Origin of the sequence: Enterobacter sp. KB-221C9 (assembly GCF_041320715.1) — a bacterium.
GTDB classification, from domain to species: domain Bacteria; phylum Pseudomonadota; class Gammaproteobacteria; order Enterobacterales; family Enterobacteriaceae; genus Enterobacter; species Enterobacter asburiae_D.
In genome coordinates, this window is sequence record NZ_JBGIWG010000028.1 from 1 (window position 1) to 15,330 (window position 15,330).

Below are 15,330 nucleotides of genomic sequence, written 5' to 3' on the forward strand. Positions count from 1 at the left end.
TTTTTTTTGTTATTTTTTTTCTTGGGGGGGGGGGCGTCGCCCCCACCCAAAAAAAACACCCCCTGATCTGGGGGGCGCGTCCCCCCCCCCCCCCCCCCACCCGGCAAAAGCCGCACTATCCGTTCATACGAATCGGCGCCGTCGCTTCCACCAGCCACGGACGCGCATCGCTATTCACCAGAGGTGAGAGCGCCTCGCGTACCTGCCGGTGATACGCATCCAGCCACTGCTTTTCCTGCTCGCTCAACAGATGCAGCTCAACCTGGCTTAGGTCGATCGGGATCAGCGTCAGCGAGGCAAATCTACAGAACCCCGGACGACTCTCCACAATCTCCACCTGGTTTTCAATACGAATACCGTGGCTGTCGCCCAGATAGTAGCCCGGCTCGATAGTCATGATATTGCCCGCCACCAGCGGCCACGGGTTGACCTTTTTGGCGATGCGATGCGGGTTTTCATGGATCAGCAGCTGGTGCCCCACGCCGTGCCCCGTGCCGTGATCGTAATCCAGCCCCATCTCCCACAGCGGGCGACGCGCAAACGCATCCAGCTGATGCCCCTGAGTCCCGGAAGGGAACTGCAGGGTAATGAGCGACAGGAAGCCTCTCAGCACGGCAGTGTAGTGCAGGCGCTGCTGCGGATCGACTTTCCCCCACGCCAGCGTGCGCGTGGCGTCGGTGGTGCCGTTAACATACTGACCGCCGGAATCGTTCAGGTAAAAATGGTCATGGCCGATGGGCTTATTGCTGGCCTCGCTCGAATGATAGTGGCACATCGCCGCATTGCTCGAAGAGGCGGAGATGGTCGCAAAACTCTGCTCGATGAACCCAGGCTGCTGTTGACGGAACGCAAGCTGCTGCGCCTGCGCGTCCAGCTCGGTGAGCGGTTGTCCTGCCGCCTCGCGCCGCGGCACTTCACGGCTCAGCCAGGCGAGGAAGTTGACCCACGCGGCCCCGTCCTGGTGATGGCACTCGCGATAGCCTGCCAGCTCGACCGGGTTTTTAGTCGCTTTCATCAGGGGGATGGGGTCTGTTCGCCAGACAATTTCTCCCCGTGGCTCAATGGCGAAGCGCAGGGCCACCGGCGCGGAATCGGCATCAATCATCACCCGTTTGCCTTCAGCAATCTGCTGGCATCGTTCAATAAAGGTATCCTGCGGCGCAATGGTGAACGCACTGCGCACATCGTCAGGCAGGGCGCTGAGCTTATTGTCGTTAACAAACCACTCAACGTGACCGTCACGACCAAGAAGGGCAAAGGAGAGCGGTACCGGGCTGTAAGGGATATCCGCGCCACGCACGTTTAACAGCCAGGCGATGTTATCCGGCAGGGTGACGGCGAGATAATCAGCACTGTTTGCGGCCAGCACGGCGGCGACGCGCTGACGTTTTTCTGCGCTGCTTTCACCGCTGATCTCAACGGGCATCTCGCGGATAAGCCCCGCTGGTGCCGCAGGGCGGTCAGTCCATAGCGTATCAAACGGCGAGGCTTTCAGAGGCACCAGCTCGCACGGCGTGGCAGACAGCTGCTCAAATTCTGAATTTGTCATCAGCAGCGCGTCAAAACCGATGCGTGTCCCGGCCTCAGCGTTTTCTGCAAGCCATTCTGCCAGCGGCTCGTTGTGCAGGTGGTGGATCTCAACCTCATCCGTATTGACCTGAACGCGAGCCTGAACCTGATAGCGCCCGTCGACGAACAGCAGCGCTTTGTTTTTCAGCACCAGCGCGACGCCAGCCGAACCGTCAAAGCCCGTCAGCCAGGCCAGCTTTTCGTCGTAGGGCGCGCAGTATTCGCTCTGCCAGGCATCCGCCCGCGGGACGATCATCCCGTCGAGATGGCTGGCCTCAAGCCAGTGGCGCAGGGCAGAGAGCGGTGATGTGCTGGACATTGTTTTTCCTTATCGTTATTAGCGGAACGGCGGCTCGTTGAAGGTGCGCAGCTTGCGGGAATGGAGCTTGTCACCTTCTGCCCGCAGCAAATCAATGGCGCGAATACCAATCTGCAGATGCTCTGAGATAGCCCCTTCGTAGAAACGGTTGGCCTGGCCCGGCAGCTTAATTTCACCGTGCAGCGGCTTATCGGAGACGCACAGCAGCGTGCCGTAAGGGACGCGGAAGCGATACCCCTGCGCGGCGATAGTGGCGCTCTCCATATCAATCGCCACCGCGCGGCTCAGGTTGAAGCGCAGCGCGGAGGCGGAGTAGCGCAGCTCCCAGTTGCGGTCATCCGTTGTGACGACCGTACCGGTGCGCAGGCGCTGTTTAACCTCTTCGCCCGGCATGCCGCTGACCTCTTTGGTGGCGTCGTACAGCGCGCGCTGGACTTCCGCGATGCTCGGGATTGGGATGTCCGGCGGCAGCACCGCATCAAGCACGTGGTCATCACGCAGATAGGCGTGGGCCAGCACGTAGTCGCCAATCAGCTGGCTTTCGCGCAGGCCGCCGCAGTGGCCAATCATCAGCCACACGTCCGGGCGCAGTACCGCGAGATGGTCACAGATGGTCTTGGCATTTGACGGGCCAACGCCGATGTTGATCAGCGTGATGCCCTGACCGTCGGCGGTGATCAGGTGCCAGGCGGGCATCTGGTGCTTTTTCCACGCCAGGTCGGAAATGGCCTGCTCGGGCGCTTCGGTCTCTGCGGTGATCCAGATCCCGCCCGCGCAGGACAGCGCGATGTACGGGCTTTCCGGGTCGAGGATCTGGCTGCAGCCCCAGCGGACAAACTCGTCAACGTAGCGGGTGTAGTTGGTAAAGAGCACGAACGGCTGGAAATGTTCGACTGGCGTACCGGTGTAGTGGCGCAGGCGCGCCAGGGAGAAATCGACCCGGCGGGCATCGAAGTGCGACAGGGGAGAAAATTCTGCCGGGTGATAAATCCCGTCAGCCGTCTCATCGCCAATCTGTGAAAGTTCCGTCGTCGGGAAGTGGCGGGTCAGCCCCGCGCTCATGGAGCGATCAAGCGTTAACGCCGAGCCGTCAATCACGTAGGGATACGGGATCTCATGCAGCGAGGGCTCAACGTGAATATGCGCGCCGTAATCCTGGTACAACAGCGTGAGCTGTTCTTCAAGATACGGGCGGAACAGTGCAGGACGGGTGACGGTGGTGCTGTAGCAGCCCGAGTGGGTAAAACGGGCGTAGGCGCGGGTTTTTGGGGTGGTGCTGGCGCTGCCGTCCCAGGTCACAGAGAGCGATGGATAAACAAAAAGGCCCGCGGTTCTGGCCTTTTCATCGGGAAGTTTCCCTGTTTCGATATATTCGCTGATGGCGCTGCGCAGCGCGTTGACGGACTGTTCATACAGCGCGTCGAGTTTTTCCAGCGCCTGAGCCGGGGTCAGGCTGGAGCCCTTATTATTCATCTCTGTCTCCTTGTTCCACAGGTGTGCGACTCTACCCGATAGTATGTCACACGCCTGTGAAACAAAAGGGAGATCAGCTGTGGCTCGTCTCTTTCATCAGCAGCGCCGTCGCCGCCGACAGCAGGCAGCCGGCCAGCAGATAAATCGCCACGCTGTGCCAGTTGCCGCCGGAGAAGGTTACCAGCGCGGCGGCAATAAACGGCGTAAATCCGCCGCCGACCACGCTTGCCACCTGATAGCCCACGCCCGCGCCGCTGTAGCGGTAGCTTGCCCCGAACAGTTCAGTAAACATCGGCTGCTGCACGCAGACCACCATATCGTGAGCGATGTTCGCGAGCATGATGGCAAAGAAGACAATCCAGAAGATCGACTGCGCCTCAAGCGCCATAAAGAACGGCCAGGCGCTGAGGGTGCCAATCAGCGCCCCGGTGATGTAAACGCGACGACGGCCAAACCGGTCCGCCAGCCAGGCGAAGCAGGGGATAGACAGGCAGCTGATCCCGCCGACCAGCAGGCCAATATTCAGGAACAGCTCGCGCGGCAGACCGAGATTCTGCGTCGAGTAGTTCAGGGCAAACGCGGTGACGATGTACATCGTCAGCAGTTCGCACAGGCGCAGGGCGATAATTTTCAGAAAAGCGCCAGGGTGCCGGACGAGGGCTTCCATGACCGGAAGACGTGTGTTCGTGGCCGGTTTTTCCTGCTGCTTTTCGAACTCAGCCGACTCCTCCATCCCGTTACGGATCCACAGCGCGGCGATGACCAGCATGATGCTGAAGATGAACGGAATGCGCCAGCCCCAGCTCAGGAACTGCTCGTCGGTGGTGAGCTGGCTGATTAGCGATACCAGCCCGGTGGAAAGCAGCAGGCCGACGCCGTACCCGACCTGTACGCCGCTGCTGTAAAACGCTTTCCTGTTCTTCGGCGCGCTCTCAACGGACAGCAGCGCCGCGCCGCCCCATTCGCCGCCTACCGCAAAGCCCTGAATGGCGCGCAGGGTGACCAGCAGTACCGGCGCCCACCAGCCGATAGAGGCAAACGAGGGGAGAATACCGATAAGCGCGGTGGCGATCCCCATCATCCAGACGGTGAGCATCAGCATGCGCTTGCGGCCAAGACGGTCGCCGAAGTGGCCGAAGATCACCCCGCCCAGCGGGCGAAACAGAAAGCCGACGCCGAAGGTGGCAAACGCGGCGAGCGTGCCCATCGCGGGGCTGACCTGAGGGAAAAACTCGCGGTTAAACACCAGGGCGGCAGTGATGCCGTAAAGCAGAAAATCATACCAGTCGACGACGGCACCCGCGAAGCTGCCTAAGGCCGCGCGGCGGGCACGATTGAGCGAAGGTGTCTCCTCGTTGGGACGATCGGAGATGAGGGTGGAGTCCATAGTTGTCCTGTCCGTACTGATTTTTTAATTATTGGTATAAGAAAAGGTCACTCACAAAGCAGCCGTCGTATCAACGGAACCTATGAGACTACCGCGACAAAACGCCTGAGAAAACGTTTTTATCTTTCCGGAAGGCGCTGAATAAAAAAATTTCATCTTTCCCTGCCTCGAGATAAATCAGTCTGTTTGGCTCCGGTTAGTGCTGAATGGATTACAGTAATAGATACCGCTGCGTGGCTTAAGCTGAGGGAAAACGATGCAACGCACTTTTTCGGCATTCTGGATGGTCCTGTTTTTATTCGCCGCACCGCTTAACGCGGAGCCCAACGTCTATGGTGAGCAACGCATCAGCGGCTGGTGGAATGCGCTGACGGACGATATCTCCCGGACCTGGGAAGAGCCTCAGCGTTACGACCTGTACCTGCCGTTCCTGAGCTGGCACGCTCGCTTTATGTACGACAAAGAAAAAACGGACAATTACAATGAAATGCCGTGGGGCGGCGGGCTGGGCGTTTCCCGCTATAACGAAGAGGGCAACTGGAGCGCGTTGTTTGCGATGATGTTCAAGGACTCGCACAACGAATGGCAGCCCGCGATGGGCTACGGCTGGGAGAAGGGCTGGTATCTGGATAATGCCAAAGATTTCCGCCTGGGGCTCGGTGCCGCAGCGGGCATCACGGCGCGAGATGATTTTGCAAACTATGTCCCGCTACCGTTCATTTTCCCGCTGTTTTCGGCCGGGTATAAGCGCGTTACCGTTCAGTTCACCTATATTCCCGGGACGTATAACAACGGCAACGTGCTCTTTGCCTGGCTGCGCTTAGGCTTCTAAAGAGTGATCACCTTTTTAGCCACGGCGTTAGACAATACCAGCATGGAGAAGAGAACAGAGGTGACGAACGTGAGCACAATCAGCGCCAGCTTCATACCGAGAGAGGTCACCGGTATCAGCGCCGTCAGCAGATGAAACACCGAGTAGTGCACAATGTACACGCCTGTCATCGTTTTGCTGATGGCGGCCAGAATGGACTCCTTAAATTCAGCGTTGCGGCGAAAGCGCACGCCGTTCGCCGCAATCACCAGGGCAATAATCAGGATGTAGATCTGCGAGCCGGTGAGAATAAAGGCGTTTCTGTCCGCCTTGAACAGCGCGAAGAAGAAGTGGCGCTCGTAAAACCAGGTGAAGAGATAGATAAACGGGATGGCGACAACCGCTGCCCTGACGACATTTTTGCGGCTAATCCACTCGGCGACTTTCGGATCGCAGAAGAGTTGCCCCGTCAGATAAAACAGCAGCCACGTCCACAGCCGATACTGCGGTGAAAGCGAAAGGGCGTGCTTTTCAGGATAAAGCGCCGAAAGCAGATCGTATCCGTAGGAAAAGAGCAGCAGGGCGGCAATCGCGCCGCAGAACAGCGCTCGCCGCTGGCTGAGCCACTCCACCACCGGGTGGAAGGTGTAAATCACCACAAAGGCAAACACGAACCAGGGCTGGATTAAATACCCGCGCTGATAGGGTTCCCACAGGTAGTAGATCGTTATCCAGAACAGAAAAACAATCACCAGACTTTTAATTTTACCCAGCTGCCAGCGGGTGCCGTGCCGTGATTGTCCGTCGAGATAGCCCGCAACGACAAAAAACAGCGGTGTGGCAATCGTCGAGATAAAGGTTAAAAACCCCAGGATCCAGTGATAGTCATAATCATAATGATCCCAGGTGTTGTAGATGGTAAAGAAGGTGACCGCCGTCATACAGCCCAGCGTCTTGATAATATTCAGCCCTGTCGCATTCATTGTTGTTTGGCTTCGTCCTTACGATGGAAACACGCATAGATCACGGGGAGTACCAGCAGCGTCAGGATTGTAGCAAACCCCAGTCCAAACATAATCACAACGGCCATGCTCTGGAAGAAAACGTCCAGCAGCAGCGGAGCCAGGCCAAGTACGGTCGTGAACGCGGTGAGCAGGATGGGGCGCAGGCGCGAGGTCGCGGCGTACACGATCGCGCTGTGCTGATCCTTTTGCGTTTTCTGCTGTTCGATCTCTTCCACCAGCACGATGCCGTTGCGGATCAGCATGCCGCTCAGGCTCAGCAGACCAATCAGCGCCATAAAGCCAAAGGGAATGCCGGTAAGTAAAAATCCCGGCGTCACGCCAATCAGCGCCAGCGGTACGGTGAGCCAGATAGCAACGGTATTTTTTACCGAGCTGAACATCAGAACCGTAATGACAAACATCACCAGATACCCGAGAGGTAGCGTAGTGAATAGCCCCTGCTGCGCTTCACTGGAGTTTTCCGCGTCGCCCCCCCATTCAATGCTGTAGCCGTGCGGCAGGGGAAGGGCATCAATCTGCGGCTTCACGCGGGCGAGAATGTCCCCGGAGGTTTGCTGGCTCAGCGGGTCGGGATCGGTCTGCACCGTCAGCACCCGCGAGCGGTCGCGGCGAAGGATGAGCGGATCTTCCCACTCCAGCGAGAAGCGGCTGACGACGTTACTTAGCGGGATATACTGCTGCCGCGTCTGGCTCCACACCAGCACGTTGTTCAGGTGATTGGCGTCCAGCCGTTCGCTCTCAGGCGGGCGCACCACCACGGGCAGCAGGTCGCTGCCTTCCCGGTACAGCCCCGCCCGGCTGCCGGAGAAGTTCATCTCCAGCGCGTTATCCACGTCCTGCTTATCTACGCCAAGTTCGCGGCCCAGGGCGGCAACGTACTGTGGGCGGATCACCTTGCTGCGGTTTTGCCAGTCGTTCCTGACGCTGCCCGTGGCCGGGTCACGGGTGAGGATGTCGTCCACCTGGCTGGCTATCAGGCGCAGCCTGTCAGGATCCGGGCCTTTAATGCGCACCTCAATGGCGCTGTCGCCGGAGGGGCCAAACATCACGCGTTTGGTGCTGGCGTTGACCTGCGGATAGTTTCGCGCGATGTACTCGTCAACGTGGCGCGTCAGGGCAGAGATGTTGCGCTGGTCGTCCATGCGCACCATGATCTGCGCATAGTTGCCGTACTGGCGCTGTCCGCTGTAGGTCAGAATAAACCGCATACTTCCCTGACCAATGGTTGAGACGGTGGTCTCCACGCCTGGCTGGCCATTGATCGTTTTTTCAATATCGCCGGTCATTTTCTCAGTCCACTTGATATCGGTACCGTAGGGTAACCACAGGTCGACAAAGAAAATCGGCGTATTAGACGACGGGAAAAAGTTTTGCCGTACGGCGCCGAAGCCCCAGACAGACGCCGCCAGCAGCGCAGCCATCACAATGAGCGTCGGTGCCTTATGGTGCAGCAGCGTGTTAAGCAGGCGCTGGTAGAGGCGGTAGAGACGTTTGTCGTAAGGATCTGACTCGTCGGTTTTATCAGGCGCGCTGTCGTTTTTAAACAACCACCACTTAATCAGGACCGGGGTGAGGGTGAGCGCCGAGAACCAGCTCAGCATCAGGGAAATCAGCAGCACCTGGAACAGGGATTTACAGTATTCCCCGGTGGAATCCTGCGACAGCCCGATAGGGGCAAATGCCAGGATGGCAATCACCGTCGCCCCCAGCAGCGGCAGGGCGGAGCGGCGTATGATGTAGTTCACGGCGGTTAACAGCGGAGAGCCCTGCTGTCGGGCAATCAACACCCCTTCGACAATCACGATGGCATTATCCACCAGCATGCTGAGGGCGATAATCAGCGCCCCGAGCGAGATGCGCTGTAGCTCAATGCCCCACAGATACATAATCAGCAGCGTGCCCAGCACGTTAAGCGCGAGAGAAAACGCGATGATGATCCCGCTGCGCACGCCCATAAAGATCAGCAGCACGCCGATGACAATCGCCAGCGCCATCAGGAAGTTAATAATAAAACCATTAACAGAGTGGCCCACTTCGGCTGCCTGATCGTAAAACAGGTCTATCTGTATGCCCGCCGGTTTTTCCGCCGACATCTGGTTTAGCTTCGCCTCCAGCGCGTGGCCCACGTCGATAACGTTCACGCCGGGAATAAACGAGACGCCCATGGTGACGGCTTTTTTGCCGTTGGCATGGTAGATACTGGCTGGCGATTCGTTCAGCCCGCGCGACAGCGTGGCGATATCCCGCAGACGCGTCGCCGCCCCGGTGCCGGAAGGCGTGATGATGATATCCGCCAGTTCATCAAGATTCTCGAACTCACCGGTCGGGTGCAGGCGAATGGATTCGGTGCCGGAGGTAATTTCTCCGGCGCTGGAAACGACGTTAAGTCTGCTCAGCAGGGCGGAAAGCTGGTTCAGCGTAATGCCGCGCGCGGCCATTTTGGTCAGGGAGATATCAATGTTGACCTGCTGGCTAATCGCCCCGCCGATGGCAACCTTCGCGACGCCGGGGATCAGAATCAGCTCCCGGCGCAGCTGCTCCGCATATCTCACCAGCTCAGGATTACTGAATTCATCTCCGGAAATGGCGAAGAAGAAGCCGAACACATCGCCGAAATCGTCATTCACGAAGGGCGTGACGACGCCGGGCGGGAACTGGCGCGAGGCATCGCCCACGCGGCGGCGCAGTTCATCCCAAATCTGCGGCAGCTCGTTCGAGTGATAGCGAGAAGCGATGTTAACGGTGATTTGCGACAGGCCGTTTGACGAGATGGAGCTCACGTTGTCCAGATAAGGCAGCTGCTGAAGGGCATTCTCCAGCGGAAGCGTCACCTCTTCTTCAACCTGCTGAGCGGATGCACCGGGGTAGTGAGTCACTACCACTGCAGTTTTGATGGTAAAGGCGGGATCTTCCAGCCTGCCGATATTCAACAGGGCGAAAATACCCCCAATGCCCAGCAGCAGGATCGTTAGCCAGACGCGAACAGGGTTATTAATAAATTGACGAGAGATATCCATTACAGTCCCCGTTCACGCGTCCAGATACGCACCGGCTGGTTAGCATGGAGCTCCCCAACGCCTGCGGCCACCACGCGCTCGCCCGCCTTAAGCCCGCTGGTAATCACCACGCCTTCGGTACTCACTTGCCCGACGCTGACCTTGCGGTCCTCAAGGTGGAGCGTGTCGCCTTCGCCCGTTACGACCCAGACGTGCGGCTCATTGCGCGGGCTGTTGTCCGGGTTAAAGACTGCCTCAACCGGTACGACCAGCGCCTGAGCGTCCGCGCCAGCCGGGAGGTTGGTCAAATTGATGGTCACCGTACCGCTTACGCCACCGACGGCGGGAAAATCATCGGGCCGCGGCATGGTCAGTATCACCTGCCAGGTCAGGGTATTGCTGTCGCTGCTGCCCGAGTGCTCTTTGTAGACGGCGGTAAATTCCCGATCCGGAATGGCGTTAATTCTCACTACAGGGCGATACTGCGCGTTGCGGATATCAAAGGTCTTAAACAGGTTTTCAGGGATGCTGAACACCACGTCCAGCAGGTCGGTGCGGGTTAACGTCGCGATGGGCTGGCCGGGGGACACCACCTGATGGTTTCGCACGTGTACGCTGGCCGCCGTCCCGCTGAAGGGCGCGACGAGCGTCATCTGATTCAGCTCTTCTCGGGCAATCTGCAGCGCCGCATTCGCCGAATCGCGGTTTGCGCGCTGCACGTCCATTTCTGCTTTCGAAATCGCCTGGCGGCCCGCCAGCGTCTGGAAGCGGTCGAACTGCCTCTGGGCCAGCGTCGCCGCCGTTTGTCTGTCGTTAACCCGCTGCTGGGCTTCACGGGCGTTCAGTCTGGCAAGCTGTTGCCCCTGTTTGATGACGGCACCCTGACGAACATCGAGCGCTTCAATTTGACCTGCGCGCTTGAAGGAAAGGTCTGTGGCATCGCCCGATTCAATGCGGGCGGGGAAAACGCGCTGCTGGGCGTGACCGGGAACCGTCACCTCCGCCACTTTTACCATCCTGGGCAGGGGGGCGGCTTGCTTGGGTTTTGGGTCGCACGCCGTGAGCGTTAACAAAACGAACGGTAAAAGAGAGAGGTAGCGGTTCACTGTATTCCCCTAATAAATAACTGTTTTATTTATTCCATCACCTGGACAGGGGTGACACTATTCTGCCAGAACAGTGACGACCATATAGGTAAATAAACCAATCGCCGTGCTGGCGATAATGGCAAGCGCAATAAACATACCCAGGCGGATCAGGCTTAAACCATACATACATTCCTCCGTGAGCCGGAAGCGGTGGCTGACTATGAGCATAGTCGGCGAAAAGATAAATGTTAAATAACCATTATCAGTGGGGAAGCGCTAAACCTGATATTCCTGTGCTACGTTTAATATTATTCATCTCTTTTTACCGTAACTGGCATTAAGGGCAACCCCCTGCATTTAATGCGTTTTTTTGCTTCATTCACTCTCGTGTTGGTTATAAAAAGGATGCTCGATATGTATAAAAACATTCTCGTTCCGGTGGATGTCTACGAGACAAGCCTGGCGGATAAAGCGTTGCAGCATGCACAGTTTCTGGCGCAAAGCGCATCGGGTGACATTCATTTGCTGCACGTCATGCCCAAATTTTCAGCCGAACTGACGCGTGGTTTTATTTCAGATGCGCGCAAAATGGATGAATATATGATTAATAATTCGAAAGAAAAGCTGTCTGACCTGGTCAAAAAAGTGAATCTGCCAGAAGAGCGTGTTCATCTCCACGTCCGTAGCGGGAACGTTCGTGATGAGGTTATTAAGCTGGCGGATGAACTTACCGTCGGCGCGATTATTGTCGGCTCGCGAAATCCAAATATTCAAACTCATTTGTTAGGATCAGAGGCGGCAAGTATTGTTCGTTACGCACATGTTCCTGTTTTCGTTATTCGTTAATTACAGAGAAGCAAGGTGATTTCTGAATAGAACCTGAGGAAGGAACGATGAAAACAGGAAAACCTGAACGTCCGTATTATCAACAAACCGTTGACGAAACCCTGTCGAATATCCACTCCACCCTGGAAGGCCTTAGCGGCACTGAGGCATCAGCCCGACTTCAGCAGCATGGTGAGAACGCGTTACCGCAAAAAAAGGGTAAACCCGCCTGGCTGCGCTTCCTGGCGCATTTTAACGACGTGTTGATTTACGTTCTGCTGGTGGCCGCGTTGCTTAAGCTGTTTATGGGCCACTGGGTAGACATGTTTGTGATCCTTGGGGTTGCCATCATTAACGCGCTGATTGGCCATATCCAGGAGAGCAATGCTGAAAAATCGTTGCAGAGTATTCGCAATATGCTCTCCAGCGAAGCCGTGGTGGTACGACAGGGGAATCATGAAACGATCCCCACCACGGCGCTGGTCCCGGGTGATATCGTGGTGATCCGCGCCGGGGATCGTATCCCTGCGGACCTGCGCGTAATTGAAGCGCATAACCTGCGCGTGGAGGAAGCCATTCTGACCGGCGAATCCACCGTTGTTGAGAAAAACAGCGATGCGCTAAGCGGGGAACTGCCTTTAGGTGACCGGTATAATCTGCTCTACTCAGGCACCACCGTCAGCTCCGGCGGCGGTAAAGGCGTAGTGGTGGCAACCGGGGGCGAGACCGAGCTGGGCCACATCAATCAGATGATGTCCGACATTGAAAAGCACCGCACGCCGCTGATGGTGCAGATGGACAAGCTCGGTAAGACCATCTTCATCACTATCCTGGTGATGATGGTGGCGCTGTTTGTCTTTAGCCTCCTGTTCCGGGATATGCCGGTTTCTGAACTGGTGCTGTCGCTTATTAGCCTCGCCGTTGCCGCCGTGCCGGAAGGCCTGCCGGCCATCATTTCCATCATCCTTTCGCTTGGCGTACAGGCCATGGCGCGTCGCAAGGCCATCATTCGTAAGTTGCCCACGGTGGAAACGCTGGGCGCAATGACGGTCATCTGCTCGGATAAAACCGGCACCCTGACGATGAACGAAATGACGGTCAAAGCGGTGATTACCGCTGATACGACCTATCGCGTGGAGGGCGACAGCTACGAACCGGTGGGAAATATTCACCCCGTAGATGACCCGACGCCCGTCAGCGTGACGCAGGGTTCCCTGCTGGAACGCTACCTGCGCACCATCGACCTCTGTAATGACAGCCAGCTGATTAAAGACGAGCAGGGGCTGTGGAAAATCACCGGGGGACCAACCGAGGGCGCGCTGAAGGTGCTGGCGGCGAAAATTCCGCTTCCACCGCTTGATACCGAAATGCGCAGCAAAATCCCATTTGATTCGCAGTATAAATACATGTCCACGCTGTACCGGCTGGGCGATGAAGAGGTGATTTTAATTACCGGCGCGCCGGACGTCCTGTTCCGCCTCTGCCAGTACCAGCAAACGAATGACGGACTGCAGCCGTTCGATCAGCCTTACTGGGAAGGGAAGATTGAAGAGTATGCCCGGGAAGGGTTGCGCATGGTGGCTGCGGCCTGGAAACCTGCCCGCGAGGGGCAGCGCGAGCTGGATCACCCGGACCTGCATGATGGCGTGATCCTGCTGGGTATTGCAGGAATGATGGACCCGCCGCGTCCGGAGGCCATAACCGCCATTGCCGACTGTCTGCAGGCCGGGATCCGCGTGAAAATGATCACCGGCGACCACCCGCAAACGGCCATGAGCATTGGGCAAATGTTGGGGATTGGTAACGCCGCAAGCGCTATCACCGGACGTGAGCTGGAGGCGATGGACGATCGTCAGCTGAGCGACGCCGCGCAGCAGTACGATATTTTCGCCCGAACCAGTCCCGAGGATAAATTCCGCCTTGTGCAGGCCCTGCAAAGTAAACAGGAAGTCGTGGGCATGACCGGGGATGGCGTAAATGATGCCCCGGCGCTCAAGCGGGCGGATGTGGGTATCGCCATGGGGATTAAGGGGACGGAAGTCACCAAGGAAGCCGCCGACATGGTGTTAACGGATGACAACTTTGCCACCATTGCCAGCGCGGTGCACGAGGGACGTCGGGTTTACGATAACCTGAAAAAGACCATTCTGTTCGTTATTCCCAGCAACATCGCGCAGGCCCTGCTGATCATCATCGCGCTGCTGGCGGGGAACCTTATCCCGCTGACGCCGGTCCTGATCCTGTGGATGAACATGGCGACGTCGGCAACGCTGTCGTTTGGCCTGGCATTTGAAGCGGGTGAGAAGGACATCATGAACCGGCCACCGCGCAAGGCGAATCTCCATGTGATGGACGGCTATGCTATCTGGCGCGTGGTGTTTGTCGGTCTGATGATTGCCATTAGCGCCTTCGTGCTGGAAGCCTGGCTACAGCCGCGCGGCTACTCGGCGGAGTTTATCCGCACCGTGCTGCTGCAAACCCTGGTAACGGCGCAGTGGTTCTACATGCTCAACTGCCGCGTTAATGACGGCTTCTCGCTGAGCAAAGGCCTGCTGGCGAACAAAGGGATTTGGATCGTGAGCGGCGTACTGCTGGCGCTACAGCTTCTTATCATTTACGCACCGTTCATGCAGATGCTGTTTGGCACCGAAGCGCTGCCGTTCCGCTACTGGGTCATCACCTTCCTGATTGGTTTTGTGATGTTCCTTATTGTCGAGGCGGAAAAAGTGTTAACGCGCAGGTGGCGCAAAACCGAGGCGTGATAGCGTAAACTGAGAAAGCCTGCCTGAGCCCGGGCTTTCTCTTTTTTGAGCACAGGAAATTATGATTCGACTTACCTGGTTCGTCCTTACGCTGTGTGCCGCTGTACCTGGTGCGTTTGCCGTAACTTATACACTTCCACCGGAAGGCAGTCGTCTGGTGGGAAAACCAATTGTCCTCACCGTTCCCGAAGGCAACACGCTGCCTCTGGAAGCCTTTGCCGCGCGGTACGGACAGGGGCTGAGCAACCTGCTGGAAGCAAACCCGGGCGTGGATCCTTTTTTGCCTAAATCCGGCACCCGGCTGGTGATACCTCAGCAGCTGATTTTGCCTGACACCGTCCGCGAGGGCATTATCGTGAATGCGGCGGAAATGCGCCTTTACTACTACCCGCCAGGCGGTAACACCGTTGAAGTATTGCCCATCGGCATCGGTCAGGCCGGGCGCGAAACCCCGCGCAACTGGGTGACGGCCGTTGAGCGTAAGCAGGAGGGGCCAACCTGGTCTCCGACGCCGAATACGCGCCGTGCGTATGCGGCAGAAGGTAAAACGCTTCCGGCTTTCGTGCCCGCCGGGCCGGATAACCCGATGGGGCTGTATGCGATTTATATCGGCAGGCTCTATGCCATTCACGGCACAAACTCGAATTTTGGCATCGGGCTGCGGGTGAGCCAGGGCTGTATTCGTCTGCGTAATAACGACATCAAATACCTTTTCGATAACGTTCCCGTAGGAACCCGCGTGCAGCTTATCGATCGGCCCGTTAAAGTCACCACCGAGCCGGACGGCAGCCGCTGGGTGGAGGTTCACGAGCCATTATCACGTAACCGCGCGGAATTTGAGTCAACCCGGAAAGTGCCTCTTCCCATTTCAGCCGCGCAGCGAACGCAGCTGATAAACGAGGGCGCGGGCGCTGAACTGGAGCGGCGGTCGGGGATGCCGGTTAAGATCGGCATGTGAGGTGATTTTCGCCGGGTGGGGGGGGGGGGGGGGGCCCCCCGCGCCCGCGACGGGGTTTTTTTTTTTGGGGGTGGGGGGCCCGCCCCCCCCCCAAAAAAAAAAAAAAAAAAAAAAAAA

The 15,330-nt window shown here is 57.6% G+C and carries 10 protein-coding genes; 4 read left to right on the forward strand and 6 right to left on the reverse strand.

All coding sequences use genetic code 11. The annotated features are described in order from the left end of the window. Positions 1–115: 115 nt before the first annotated feature. The 3 genes from AB8846_RS23150 to shiA form a co-directional block, all read right to left on the reverse strand. Complete coding sequence (locus tag AB8846_RS23150) at positions 116–1,888, reverse strand: aminopeptidase P family protein (protein ID WP_370733766.1); 1,773 nt, start codon at positions 1,886–1,888, stop codon at positions 116–118. An 18-nt stretch (positions 1,889–1,906) separates the two neighbouring features. Continuing rightward, the gene (locus tag AB8846_RS23155; protein ID WP_063144489.1) at positions 1,907–3,361 is read right to left on the reverse strand and encodes an AMP nucleosidase; all 1,455 of its coding nucleotides are present in this window, start codon (positions 3,359–3,361) and stop codon (positions 1,907–1,909) included. A 73-nt stretch (positions 3,362–3,434) separates the two neighbouring features. Then, positions 3,435–4,748, reverse strand: coding sequence for a shikimate transporter (gene shiA, locus AB8846_RS23160; protein WP_370733767.1), 1,314 nt, complete (start codon positions 4,746–4,748; stop codon positions 3,435–3,437). A 256-nt stretch (positions 4,749–5,004) separates the two neighbouring features. Between shiA and pagP the strand changes: the two genes are divergently transcribed. Then, entirely contained in the window at positions 5,005–5,580 is a 576-nt protein-coding gene (gene pagP, locus AB8846_RS23165; protein ID WP_370733768.1) for a lipid IV(A) palmitoyltransferase PagP, read from the forward strand. Here pagP and AB8846_RS23170 read toward each other — a convergent pair. The 3 genes from AB8846_RS23170 to AB8846_RS23180 are packed head-to-tail and all read right to left on the reverse strand — an operon-like array spanning position 5,577 to position 10,686. Then, positions 5,577–6,542, reverse strand: coding sequence for an acyltransferase (locus AB8846_RS23170; protein WP_370733769.1), 966 nt, complete (start codon positions 6,540–6,542; stop codon positions 5,577–5,579). The two genes, pagP and AB8846_RS23170, sit on opposite strands and share 4 nt — an antisense overlap. Then, positions 6,539–9,601: an efflux RND transporter permease subunit gene (locus tag AB8846_RS23175; RefSeq protein ID WP_370733770.1), complete on the reverse strand. Its 3,063-nt coding sequence runs from the start codon at positions 9,599–9,601 to the stop codon at positions 6,539–6,541. The genes AB8846_RS23170 and AB8846_RS23175 overlap by 4 nt, the downstream gene beginning before the upstream one ends. Beyond that, positions 9,601–10,686 carry an efflux RND transporter periplasmic adaptor subunit gene (locus tag AB8846_RS23180; RefSeq protein WP_370733771.1) on the reverse strand — a complete coding sequence of 362 codons (1,086 nt, stop codon included), beginning with the start codon at positions 10,684–10,686 and terminating at the stop codon, positions 9,601–9,603. Before AB8846_RS23180 ends, AB8846_RS23175 begins: the two co-directional genes overlap by 1 nt. Before the next feature lie 396 nt (positions 10,687–11,082). On the opposite strand from AB8846_RS23180, the gene AB8846_RS23185 reads away from it, so the two are divergent. The 3 genes from AB8846_RS23185 (at position 11,083) to ldtA (ending at position 15,213) form a co-directional block, all read left to right on the forward strand. Continuing rightward, entirely contained in the window at positions 11,083–11,514 is a 432-nt protein-coding gene (locus AB8846_RS23185) for a universal stress protein (RefSeq protein WP_023312348.1), read from the forward strand. Between the two features lie 47 nt (positions 11,515–11,561). Next, complete coding sequence (locus tag AB8846_RS23190; RefSeq protein WP_047652427.1) at positions 11,562–14,255, forward strand: cation-transporting P-type ATPase; 2,694 nt, start codon at positions 11,562–11,564, stop codon at positions 14,253–14,255. 61 nt (positions 14,256–14,316) lie between these two features. After that, positions 14,317–15,213 (forward strand): L,D-transpeptidase, encoded by an 897-nt coding sequence (ldtA, locus tag AB8846_RS23195; protein ID WP_370733772.1) that lies wholly within the window; start codon positions 14,317–14,319, stop codon positions 15,211–15,213. Positions 15,214–15,330: the final 117 nt, after the last annotated feature.